This window comes from Flavobacterium sp. (genome assembly GCF_043756175.1).
GTDB lineage: Bacteria > Bacteroidota > Bacteroidia > Flavobacteriales > Flavobacteriaceae > Flavobacterium.
In genome coordinates this window covers 1-12104 of record NZ_JAYURN010000101.1, presented here as the reverse complement: position 1 = coordinate 12104, position 12104 = coordinate 1, and the positions used below count along the sequence as shown (strand labels likewise).

Genomic DNA, 12104 nt, shown 5'->3' with positions numbered 1-12104 from the left:
TGAAACCTCTCAAGAGTTAAACGCTCTTATGCACGAATATTACTGGTTGGTTCTTGCCGAAGGTTGGTGTGGCGATGCTGCCCAGCTAGTGCCAATTTTTAATAAAATGGCAAATACTTCTAATAATGTTGAGTTAAAATTACTGTTTAGAGACGAAAATAAACCATTAATGGATATGTTTCTTACTAATGGAAGTAGGTCGATTCCGAAACTTATTGTTTTAGAAAAAGAAACTTTGCAAGTTAAGGGAGCTTGGGGGCCAAGACCAGAAGGCGCAACGAAACTAATACGGAGTTATAAGCAACAATATGGTGTGGTAGATGAAACCGCAAAAGCAGAATTACAATTATGGTATTTGCACGATAAAGGATTGAGTACTCAGAATGAATTAACTACTTTGATGCATCATTTGGAGCAATTAGAGCATAATAATGTTAGAAAATAATTTTACTTATTCCCAAACTTATTGTACCAAAGCCTTTTTCGTCATTTACAGTAAAATTATATAAAGACAAATCGGCAAAAATAGCTATGCCATCATCGTTTTGTAAGCCTAAGTTAAATCTTTTATAAGTTCCAAAGACATCTCCTTTTCCAATTGCCGATGCTTTTCCCCAGCCAAATTGCAATGCTATGGCACCATTTCCAACTTCAAGATTTAGTCTAGAATTAAGAAAAATAGGAACTACGACAAGTTTTTCGTTTATTTTCCAATCGATACCTGAATGTAATCCAATCGAAATAGTTTCTTCGTAATGTATTCCGTAACCAATTTTTGCACTTAATCCGTCTGGAATAAACATGTATTCATTTTTACTTCCGTCCGAATTTATTTCGCCACGATGTGTATTAGCTTTAAATGGCGTAGACAATTCAAATTGAATATATTTAGAATCAAATTTTTGTGAAAAAGCACAAAAATTAGACAGTAAAAAGAGAAGAATAATTTTGCTATTCATTTAATCTATTCCAGCAATTGACTCATCAAACAAGGTAACATCAATAGCATTTTTTACATCGTAATTACCAATTTTTGTTCTTCGCAAAACCGTAAGATGTCCGCCAGATTGCAAAGCCAATCCAAAATCATAAGCTAACGAACGAATATAAGTTCCTTTGCTACAAACGACTCTAAAATCGATTTCTGGCAATGCTATTCGAGTAATTTCAAATTCGTGTATTTGTGTTTTTCTAGAAGCAATTTCTACTTCAACACCAGCGCGTGCATGTTCATACAATCGTACCCCATCTTTTTTAATCGCAGAGAAAACTGGCGGTTTTTGGTCTATTTCACCTAAAAATTGTTTTACTGTTTCTTGAATTAAGGCTTCGGTGATATGCTCTGATGGAAAAACTGCATCTATTTCGGTTTCTAAATCATACGATGGCGTTGTAGCTCCAATGTGGAAAGTTCCTGTATATTCTTTGGCTTGACCTTGTATTTCGGAAATGCTTTTGGTAAATTTTCCTGTACAAACTATCAACAATCCCGTTGCTAAAGGATCAAGCGTTCCTGCATGACCAATTTTAAACTTTTTTGGCAGCCCCAATTTATTTATAAGCGAATATTTTAGCTTATTTACTGCTTGAAAAGAGCTCCATTTTAATGGTTTGTCTATCAGTAAAACTTGACCGTTTAAGTAATCTTCTGGAGTAAGCAAGGTAAATTATTTTAAATAAGTGAAATAAATCAATAGAAATGAACCCACAATAATTCGGTACCAACCCCAAGGTTTAAATCCGTATTTTTTGATGATTTCGATAAAAAATTTGATAGCCAAAACCGCAACTATAAAAGCAACAACATTACCAATAAGGAATATTTTGATGTTTTCGTCCGATTTCAAAATCAATTCATAACCTTTCATTTGTGAATTTTCGTATGTTTTCAGAAAAACCGAATAACAAGTTACTGCAAGCATCGTTGGAACAGCAAGAAAGAAAGAAAACTCAGCAGCAGCTTGTCGTGACAATCCTTGTTGCATACCGCCAATAATTGATGCGGCACTTCGGCTAGTTCCAGGCATCATGGCTAAACATTGCCAAAAACCAATAGTTACAGCTTTTTTGATGGTTATATCTTCTTCTTGTATAATTGTAGGGTTTTGAAAATAATTATCGATAAATAATAATATAACGCCACCAAGTATTAAAACAATGGCAATTGGAATAGGATCTCCAAGAACAGCTTCAATCTTATCATCAAATAATTTTCCTAAAATTAGAGCAGGAATTACGGCACAAGCCAATTTGATGAAGAAATTAAATTTAGAAAAATCGAAAAATTTTCTCCAATACAAAGCTACAACAGCCAAAATGGCTCCAAACTGAATAGAAACTTGAAATAATTTGACAAAATCATCATTTTGAATCCCAAAATAAGAACTTACAAATATCATGTGTCCAGTTGAAGAAACTGGTAAATATTCGGTAAGACCTTCAATTATGGCTATGATAATAGCTTGAAGAATTTCCATGAATTACTTTTTAGGATTTTTCAAAATAGAATAAACAGTAATCCCAAAACCAATTAAAACCATTGTTGGCGCTAATCTAATTCTTCTAAAACTAAAAATTTCGGCATTAAAAACTGCTGGGTTATCGCTTCCGCCACCAGACATTAGTATAAATCCAACCGCAATAACTGCAATTCCTATAAGTAGAATTTTATAATTTACTTTTTCAAAAAGAAATCCTTGTTCTTTATTTTCCATTTTTTTATTTTTTGTCACCCTGAGCGTAGTCGAAGGGTAAATTAATAAAGATCGTCTGTTCTTAAATTCAAGAATCGTTGTGTTGCAAAATAAGTACTTAGTAAAGTAATTAAAATTCCAGTACCAAAAACACCTAATAAAATAGCAATTATTGTCAATTTATCATTAAAAATTCCAAGATTAGGAAAATTAGAATCAATATAAAATAAAACACCAAGCAAAGCAGCAATAGCAATTCCGGCACCTATCATACCCAGTTTTACACCACGCCAAAGAAAAGGTTTTCTAATAAATGATTTTGTTGCGCCCACCATTTGCATGGTTTTTATGATAAATCGGTTGGAATGTATCGACAAACGCATCGAACTATTTATAAGCAAAACGGCAATCACACAAAAAAGTCCGCTGATGATAAGAATCCACAAACTTACTTTTTTCACATTGTCGTTTACCATATTCACCAATTGCTTGTCGTAAATAATATCAGAAATCATAGTGTTTTCACGTAATTTACTTTCAATTTTCGCAATACTATCTGCCACGACATAATTCGCTTTCAAGTGAATATCGAAAGAATTTTGCAAAGGATTCTCACCTAAAAACTCCAAGAAATTTTCTCCAATAATATCAGTATGTTGTTTAGCAGCAATGTCTTTCGACACATAAGTAAATGTTTTAGCGTACTTAGAAGCCTTCAATTCCGATTTAAAGTTAGCTAAAGTCGTATCTTTTGCTTCATCTTTAAAATAAACCGACATTGCGATTCCTTCTCTAAAATCGTCAGACAGTTTTTTAGAATTTACAACAAAAAGACCCAACATTCCCAGTAAAAACAACACAAGGAAAACACTTAACACTACCGAAAAATAAGACGTGATTAATCTACGTTTTTGAAAATTATCGAAAGAAGAACTCATACTTAATAAAATTATTGGGTAAAAATAATAAAGAATTTCTTTATTTAAAGTTATTAACGTTCAAACTTTCCATTTTCTTATAATAAATGTAAATTTGTCGCAATAAAAATGACATACTGAGCGTAGTCGAAGTATTTGAAGCGAATGACTTGCGCATTTTTGTAATTCATTTTCCTGCTGTTTGTTCCAATCCACGCAAAAATGCGTGGGATTTCCACTTCCATCAGGGCTAAAAGATAAATTACAGGAATCCTTGAAAACCTCTGAGCCTTTGCGTCTCAGAACCTTAGAACCTTAACGATGAAATACAATCCAAACGAAATCGATGCCAAATGGCAAAAACATTGGGCAGACAATCAAACATTTGCAGCAAGCAATACGTCAGACAAACCCAAATATTATGTTTTAGACATGTTTCCTTATCCGTCAGGAGCAGGATTGCACGTTGGGCATCCGTTAGGATACATTGCATCGGATATTGTAGCCAGATTCAAACGCCACAAAGGATTCAACGTTTTGCACCCACAAGGATACGATTCATTCGGACTTCCAGCCGAACAATACGCCATACAAACTGGACAACATCCAGACAAAACGACTAAAGAAAACATTGCCCGCTACCGTGAGCAACTAGATAAAATAGGATTTTCATTCGATTGGAGTCGTGAAGTGCGCACCTCAAATGCCGATTATTACAAACACACCCAATGGATTTTTATTCAACTATTCAATTCGTGGTACAATAAAGCGACAGACAAAGCTGAAGATATTTCAACATTGGTTTCCCTTTTTTCAACAGAAGGAAATGCAACTGTCAACGCAGTTTGCGATGATACTATTGCTCCGTTTTCTGCTCAAGATTGGAACAGTTTTTCATCAGACGAAAAACAAAAAATACTATTACAATACCGTTTAACATATCTGGCCGAAACCGAAGTGAATTGGTGTCCAGGATTGGGAACCGTTTTAGCTAATGACGAAATCGTAAATGGCGTTTCAGAACGTGGAGGACATCCTGTGATTCGTAAAAAAATGACCCAATGGAGCATGCGTATTTCTGCTTATGCCGAGCGTTTGCTACAAGGATTAAATGATATCGACTGGAGCGAATCCATCAAAGAATCGCAACGCAACTGGATTGGAAAATCAGTAGGAGCCATGGTCAGCTTTTTTGTCATTCCGAGGAACGAGGAATCTCATAAAATCGAAGTTTTCACAACTCGTCCCGATACTATTTTCGGCGTAACTTTTATGACCTTAGCGCCAGAACATCCTTTGGTTCAAGAAATCACGACGCCAGAACAAAAATCAGCTATTGAAGCCTATATCGAAAAAACCGCAAAACGTTCCGAAAGAGAGCGTATGGCCGATGTAAAAACCATTTCGGGAGTATTTACAGGAGCTTATGCTGAACATCCATTTACCAAAGAACAAATTCCCGTTTGGATAGGTGATTATGTACTCGCAGGATACGGAACAGGTGCCGTGATGGCGGTTCCTTGTGGCGACGAACGTGATTATGCTTTTGCCAATTTCTTCAAAGGACAAAACGGAATGCCAGATATTAAAAATATCTTCAATAATGTCGATATTTCTACCGAAGCGTATGGCTCGAAAGACAATGTGATTATTGCCAATTCCGACTTCTTGAACGGTTTAAACTATAAAGAAGCGACCAAAAAAGTCATTGCAGAATTAGAAACATTAAACCAAGGACAAGGAAAAACAAATTACCGTTTGCGTGATGCTGTTTTCTCTCGTCAACGTTATTGGGGCGAACCGTTTCCGGTGTATTATGTGAATGGTTTACCACAAATGATTGATGCCAAATATTTACCAATCGCATTACCAGAAGTAGAGAAATATTTGCCAACCGAAGACGGACAACCACCATTAGGAAACGCAACCGTTTGGGCTTGGAACACTGACACCAATCAAGTTGTCAGTTCGAGCGCAGTCGAGAACAAAACCATTTTTCCATTAGAACTAAACACCATGCCAGGTTGGGCAGGTTCTTCGTGGTATTGGATGCGCTACATGGACGCACACAACGCAACCGAATTTGCGAGTAAAGAAGCTATCAAATATTGGGAAAGTGTCGATTTGTATATTGGCGGAAGTGAACATGCAACCGGACATTTGTTATATTCTCGTTTTTGGAACAAATTCCTAAAAGACAGAGGTTATGCACCAACCGAAGAACCTTTCAAAAAATTGATTAATCAAGGAATGATTTTGGGAATGAGTGCTTTTGGATTTAGAATAAATAATGTTAGGGTGTATGAGGTTGTTGAATCTTATAGAGTTGATGAAAATAACACAAGTATTACTCTTGGGTCTCTTTTAAGTGAAGTAAAGCCTATTAAGGCGATAGTTTCTAAAGACATTCTGTTTTCAAGTATTAATTTGAAAAGTACAGCTTCAAGTTCACAAATCAGCCCTGATCAAGTTCATGATTTTGACAAGAAAAATGCTTTACTTAACTTTGTATTCAATAAAGCTGAATTTAATAATGATCAAGTTGATTCTATATTGAATGGAGCATCGGCATTAGTTTATAATATTACTCCAATACATATTAATTTATCTGTTATCAATGATATAACTAATGAGTTAGATATTGAAGCTTTCAAGAATGATTCTTTATACTCCGATTACAATGACATAGACTTCATCACTGAAGACAACGGAAAATACATCGTCGGTCGCGAAGTCGAAAAAATGTCTAAATCCAAATACAACGTAGTCAATCCAGATACTATTTGCGAAGAATACGGAGCAGATACTTTGCGTTTGTACGAAATGTTCTTAGGTCCACTCGAACAATCAAAACCTTGGAATACCGCAGGAATTACAGGAGTTTTTGGTTTCTTAAAAAAACTATGGCGTTTGTATTTTGATGATAATGGGTTAATTGTAACCAACAACGAACCATCGAAAGACAGTTTGAAATCATTGCATAAAACCATCAAAAAAGTAACAGAAGACATCGAGAATTTCTCTTTCAATACTTCGGTTTCGCAGTTTATGATTTGTGTGAATGAATTGGGAACACAAAATTGTCACGAAAGAGCTATTCTAGAACCATTGGCGATTATTCTTTCGCCTTATGCACCACATATCGCAGAAGAATTGTGGAATCAGTTAGGAAATTCAGAATCAATTTCGACAGTAGCTTTTCCTATTTGCGATGAGAAATATTTAGTAGAAAGCGACAAGGAATATCCTGTTTCGTTTAACGGAAAAATGAAATTTACTATCAATTTGCCTCTGGATTTAACACCAGCTCAAATCGAAGAAATCATCATGAAAGACGAGCGAACCATCAAACAATTGGACGGAAACACGCCTAAAAAAGTGATTATTGTTCCTGGGAAAGTTATCAACTTGGTTGGGTAAATAAAAATTTCCGTCAAAATGACATTCAAAAAAATTGGCTCATAATTTGATATTAATTATGTAATTTTATAATTCAATCTAAAAAACAAAAAACATGTATAGTTTATCATCAATGATTTTAATAGTTGCGATTATGCTCGTAAGTTGGTTAGTAAGTTCACGACTAAAAAGCAAGTTCGAACACTATTCTAAATTACAATTGCAAAACGGAATGTCTGGACAAGAAATCGCCGAAAAGATGCTTGCCGATAACGGGATTCGTGACGTAAGAGTGATTTCGACACCAGGACAATTAACAGATCATTACAATCCAGCAGATAAAACCGTAAACCTAAGTGAAGCGGTTTACAACCAACGAAATGCAGCAGCAGCAGCCGTTGCAGCTCACGAATGTGGTCATGCTGTACAACATGCAGTAGGTTACGAATGGCTAACGATGAGGTCAAAATTAGTTCCCGTGGTAAATATTGCCTCAACTTATATGCAATGGATATTGTTAGCAGGAATCCTAATGGTTAGAACTTTTCCATCATTGTTATTAATAGGAATTGTAATTTTTGCAGCCACAACAATATTTTCGATTGTTACTTTACCAGTAGAATATGATGCGAGTAATCGTGCGTTGGCTTGGTTAAAAAATAAAAACATGCTTAATCCAGCAGAATATGCAGGAGCAGAAGATTCGCTAAAATGGGCTGCAAGAACTTATGTAGTGGCTGCCTTAGGCTCTATTGCAACGCTTTTGTATTACATTTCTATTTACATGAATAGAAGATAAGTTTTTAAAGAATTTAACTTAATCCGTTTCGAAAGAAGCGGATTTTTTTATTTTCTATAAAAGCTAAAATGGCAATTAGAATCAGATTTAATGATTCTTCTTCAAAGATTTATAAGCAATTCCTAAACTAATTAACATCAAAAATCCACCTAAAACAAATGGTGCTCCAGCAAATTGAAATGGTGCCGTTTTGTGTGTAAAAAAATAAAAAACACTCGACATCATTGGCGGACCAATAATTGACGATGCACTCATCATACTTGTCATCGTACCTTGAATCTCTCCTTGTTCTGTAGCTGGAACTTGTCCTGAAACAACAGATTGTAATGCAGGTCCAGAAATACCACCCAAACAGTACGGAATTAAAAACACAAACATCATCCAGTCTTTAGAAGCTACGGCAAATAAAAACATTCCAATGCAATACAATGCCATTCCGATAAAAATACTTTTATTATTACCTAATCTTGGATTTGTATATCGAATTAATCCGCCTTGTACAATACCTACTAAAAGTCCCACTACTCCAAGTGAAATACCAACCATTTTTTCGTCCCAGCCAAATTTATATATTGTAAAATAACTCCAATTACTTTGAACGGCGTGTGATGCAACATACAAAATAAAAGTAGCGACAATTAATCCTATTAAAGTTGGATATTTCTTTAAATTCAGAATGGCTCCAATTGGATTGGCTCTTTTCCAACTGAAATCTCGTCGATTTTCTTTGGCTAATGATTCTGGAAGAATAAAAAACCCGTACAAAAAGTTAACCATACACAAAATTGCTGCTGCATAAAACGGAATTCGAGCTCCATATTGTCCAAGAAATCCGCCAATTACTGGGCCAATAATAAAACCCAATCCAAACGCTGCACCAATTAATCCGAAATTTTTCGCTCTATTTTCTGGCGTGCTAACATCAGCAATATACGCTGATGCTGTTGTGATGCTTGCTCCAGTGATTCCTGCAATTATTCTACCTACAAAAAGCCACGTTATTGTTGGCGAAAATGCTAAGAGCAAATAATCTAATGAAAATCCAAATAAAGAAATCAAAATGATGGGTCTTCTGCCATATTTATCGCTCAAATTCCCGATTAATGGTGAAAATATAAACTGAGTTATTGCATAAGTAAAAATCAACCAACCGCCATATTTTGCTGCTTCGCTAATGTCAGCATGAATTAATTCTTTGATTAATTTAGGAATAACAGGGATAATAATTCCTAGTCCAATAATGTCGATTAACATGGTTATAAAAATAAAACCAATGGCTGGAGATTTTTTGTTTTCTTTCATATTTGGTAAAAATACAAAAAAATAAATCCCAAATTCTATTAATAGAATTTGGGGTTTTTATAGAATTTTGAAACTAATTACAGTTCCAATGCTTTCTTAGGATTGTTGTCCATTAATAATTCTAAAGGGTTTTCTAAAGCTTCTTTTACAGCAACTAAGAAACCAACTGACTCACGACCATCGATAATTATTTTTGAAAATGAACCATTGCGGCATCTAAAAGTTGTTTCTTCATTGCAACAACACTTTCTATTCCTTTGACGTCATGTTTAATTCCGTTAATTTCAAGAGAATAATTATTTCTAGAACTAAGAATTTTACAGATAATTTTTTTGTTATTGTCATCAACTAAAATGTTGAAACTATTTTTTTGATCTCTATAAGAAATTCTATCTGCATCAATTTCTTTTCTGTGAATTAGAATTGTTTTAATTGTATGATATATTTTTAATTCTTCAGCTGTAGTTATAATTAAGCTACCGTTTTTAGATTCTTCTTCGATAACTTTCTTTAAAGCTTTTTGAATTGAATTAGAATTAATTTGTTCTCGTATTTTTAATTTTATTGGGTCAGTCATCCTTTTACCATTCATTCTATTAAAAATAGCTTTGATAAAATCATCAGATGGATCATATAACTCATTAGCAAAAGCGGCTGAAAAGCCTTGTAAGAAATAGAACTCATTAGCTTCTTCTAATAATTCTTTTATGTCAATATTGTTTTTATGTAATTTCGATAAATTATCAATTAAAATGTCGTTTATTTCATTGAAGTCAAAAACTAAAAATGGATTCACATTTAAACTAGTTTCTTTATTTGCTTCATTGGCACTATAAACTCTCCATTCAAGTCCGTTTGTTAAGATTCCCAGTTTACAACTTGGAGTATTAATGAAATATCCATTTAATTGCCAGGCTTCTTTATCAGTTAGCGTTTTAGCATATTTTTTACATTCAACAATAATTTCAGGGTTTTTACCTCTAATTAATAATCCAATATCAGCTTTGTCATTTTTTTGTCCCCAACCAGCATTAATTTCGGTTAGCATATCGTCCATTCTGCTATAGCCTAAAATTTCAATAATTGGCTCAATAAGATATTGTCTAGTTTGAGCTTCATTAGTACACTTTTCTTCAAGTTTACTAAAATCAATTTTAGAAAGTGATTTTTTAATAACGTTAGCTATTTGTCTATTTATCGGCATATTTGAAATATGTTAGGTTGAATTGTTGTTAAAGATAGAAAATTCTCTCAATTTTAGATATTATCAAATCGGAAATAAAATTTTAATTCAACAAAAAAATCCCAAACTCTTTCGAATTTGGGATTTAGAATCTAAACCTAGCAGGTTTCAAAAACCTGTTAGGTTTTATATTATAACTCCAAAGCTTTCTTAGGATTGTTATCTAAAAGCAATTCTAAAGGGTTTTCTAAAGCTTCTTTTACAGCAACTAAGAAACCAACTGACTCACGACCATCGATAATTCTGTGATCATAAGAAAGTGCAACGTACATCATTGGGTGAATTTCCACTTGACCATTTACAGCAATTGGACGTTCGATAATGTTGTGCATTCCTAAAATCCCTGATTGTGGTGGATTGATAATTGGTGTAGATAACATACTTCCAAAAACACCACCATTTGTAATAGTAAATGTTCCGCCAGTCATATCATCAACTGTAATTTGCCCGTCACGAGCGCGAATTGCCAAACGTTTGATTTCGGCTTCAACACCACGGAAAGTTAATAATTCTGCATTTCTAACTACAGGAACCATCAAACCTTTTGGTCCAGAAACTGCAATCGAAATATCTGCAAAATCGTAAGCTACTTTATAATCGCCGTCCATCATCGAATTAACGTCTGGGAAAAGTTGTAAAGCACGAGTTACCGCTTTGGTAAAGAAAGACATATAACCCAAACCAACACCATTGTGTTTTGCTTTGAATGCGTCTTTGTATTCATTACGAATCTTGTTTATAGGAGTCATATTAACTTCGTTGAACGTAGTTAACATAGCTGTTTCGTTTTTAGCAGCAACTAAACGTTCAGCTACTTTACGACGCAACATAGATAATTTTGTGCGTTCTGAACCACGTGAACCTCCAGTTGGTGTTCCCATAGAAGGCACTGCATTTACAGCATCTTCGGTGGTAATTCTTCCTGCCTTTCCTGTTCCAACAACTTCAGATGGTTGTATGTTTTTTTCGTCTAATATTTTTCTAGCTGCTGGCGAAGGAGTTTGTGCGGCATAAGTTTTCTCAGCTACTGGAGCAACTTTCGGAGCTTCAACTTTTACTTCAGCTTTTGGAGCTTCGGCAACTGGTTTTGCTTCAGCTACTGGTGCTGATCCAGATGGTTTTGCAGCAGATGTATCTATTAAACACACAACTGCTCCAACTGCAATTGCATCACCTTCTTCAGCTTTTAACGTAATAATTCCGCTTGCTTCTGCAGGTAATTCAAGTGTCGCTTTGTCCGAATCAACTTCGGCGATGGCTTGGTCTTTTTCTACATAATCGCCATCTTTTACTAACCAAGTTGCGATTTCAACTTCTTTGATTGATTCCCCTGGTGATGGGACTTTCATTTCTAAAATCATTGTATATTTATTTTAAATGATGAATTCTATATTTTAAATTAAGGTTTTATTCTCACAATTTTATTGTCTTTCAAAACGACCAATTCGCTATTCATTTTCTTTTTGAATTCAATTAGTTTTTCATGAACTTTATCCATTGCATCAATTATTTTTTGAGCATTTTCCGATCTTTTATATTCTTTATTTACCATAATGAAATAGTTTATCAAATTTATCTTTATTTAAAATTTTTGTTCATTCTAATAAATTTTCTATCGAAATGTCTTCGTCAATTGCTGACCAATGTACGCCATCTCCATTGCCGATTAACCTCCAATCATTTAATTGTGCTACCGTTGCTTTTCTTAATCTTGGAAACCATTCTAAAGGAATTGACAATTCTCTTCCATC

The 12104-nt window shown here is 34.3% G+C and carries 13 protein-coding genes and 1 pseudogene; 3 read left to right on the top strand and 11 right to left on the bottom strand.

The genetic code is table 11. The features are described 5' to 3' along the window. Positions 1–445, top strand: a 445-nt coding sequence (locus ACH2BP_RS07840; protein ID WP_395058653.1) for a thioredoxin family protein, incomplete at its 5' end; no start/stop codon positions are given. Here ACH2BP_RS07840 and ACH2BP_RS07835 read toward each other — a convergent pair. The 5 genes from ACH2BP_RS07835 to ACH2BP_RS07815 are packed head-to-tail and all read right to left on the bottom strand — an operon-like array spanning position 435 to position 3631. Continuing rightward, positions 435–959 (bottom strand): hypothetical protein, encoded by a 525-nt coding sequence (locus tag ACH2BP_RS07835; protein ID WP_395058651.1) that lies wholly within the window; start codon positions 957–959, stop codon positions 435–437. The two genes, ACH2BP_RS07840 and ACH2BP_RS07835, sit on opposite strands and share 11 nt — an antisense overlap. Continuing rightward, positions 960–1661, bottom strand: coding sequence for a tRNA pseudouridine(55) synthase TruB (gene truB / locus ACH2BP_RS07830; protein ID WP_395058649.1), 702 nt, complete (start codon positions 1659–1661; stop codon positions 960–962). A 6-nt stretch (positions 1662–1667) separates the two neighbouring features. Beyond that, positions 1668–2477: an undecaprenyl-diphosphate phosphatase gene (locus ACH2BP_RS07825; RefSeq protein ID WP_395058647.1), complete on the bottom strand. Its 810-nt coding sequence runs from the start codon at positions 2475–2477 to the stop codon at positions 1668–1670. A gap of 3 nt (positions 2478–2480) precedes the next feature. Then, entirely contained in the window at positions 2481–2714 is a 234-nt protein-coding gene (locus tag ACH2BP_RS07820) for a DUF3098 domain-containing protein (protein ID WP_395058645.1), read from the bottom strand. A gap of 41 nt (positions 2715–2755) precedes the next feature. Beyond that, positions 2756–3631 (bottom strand): cell division protein FtsX, encoded by an 876-nt coding sequence (locus tag ACH2BP_RS07815; RefSeq protein ID WP_395058643.1) that lies wholly within the window; start codon positions 3629–3631, stop codon positions 2756–2758. A gap of 300 nt (positions 3632–3931) precedes the next feature. Between ACH2BP_RS07815 and ACH2BP_RS07810 the strand changes: the two genes are divergently transcribed. Continuing rightward, on the top strand, positions 3932–7030 hold the full coding sequence (locus tag ACH2BP_RS07810; protein ID WP_395058641.1) for a leucine--tRNA ligase: 3099 nt from the start codon (positions 3932–3934) through the stop codon (positions 7028–7030). A gap of 94 nt (positions 7031–7124) precedes the next feature. Then, on the top strand, positions 7125–7808 hold the full coding sequence (locus tag ACH2BP_RS07805; RefSeq protein ID WP_395058639.1) for a zinc metallopeptidase: 684 nt from the start codon (positions 7125–7127) through the stop codon (positions 7806–7808). An 87-nt stretch (positions 7809–7895) separates the two neighbouring features. Here the strand turns inward: ACH2BP_RS07805 and ACH2BP_RS07800 are convergent, their stop codons facing one another. The 6 genes and pseudogenes from ACH2BP_RS07800 to ACH2BP_RS07775 form a co-directional block, all read right to left on the bottom strand. Continuing rightward, positions 7896–9110, bottom strand: coding sequence for a TCR/Tet family MFS transporter (locus ACH2BP_RS07800; RefSeq protein WP_395058637.1), 1215 nt, complete (start codon positions 9108–9110; stop codon positions 7896–7898). 77 nt (positions 9111–9187) lie between these two features. Further along, positions 9188–9313: pseudogene (locus ACH2BP_RS07795) on the bottom strand (dihydrolipoyllysine-residue succinyltransferase); the annotation flags it as partial. Beyond that, on the bottom strand, positions 9298–10314 hold the full coding sequence (locus ACH2BP_RS07790; protein ID WP_395058635.1) for a type I restriction enzyme HsdR N-terminal domain-containing protein: 1017 nt from the start codon (positions 10312–10314) through the stop codon (positions 9298–9300). The gene ACH2BP_RS07790 and the pseudogene ACH2BP_RS07795, both read right to left, overlap by 16 nt. 170 nt (positions 10315–10484) lie before the next feature. Continuing rightward, entirely contained in the window at positions 10485–11714 is a 1230-nt protein-coding gene (gene odhB / locus ACH2BP_RS07785) for a 2-oxoglutarate dehydrogenase complex dihydrolipoyllysine-residue succinyltransferase (RefSeq protein ID WP_395058633.1), read from the bottom strand. A 38-nt stretch (positions 11715–11752) separates the two neighbouring features. Further along, on the bottom strand, positions 11753–11905 hold the full coding sequence (locus ACH2BP_RS07780; protein WP_395058631.1) for a hypothetical protein: 153 nt from the start codon (positions 11903–11905) through the stop codon (positions 11753–11755). 43 nt (positions 11906–11948) lie between these two features. Then, positions 11949–12092, bottom strand: a complete 144-nt coding sequence (locus ACH2BP_RS07775; RefSeq protein WP_395058655.1) for a DUF2442 domain-containing protein — start codon at positions 12090–12092, stop codon at positions 11949–11951. Between the last annotated feature and the right edge of the window lie 12 nt (positions 12093–12104).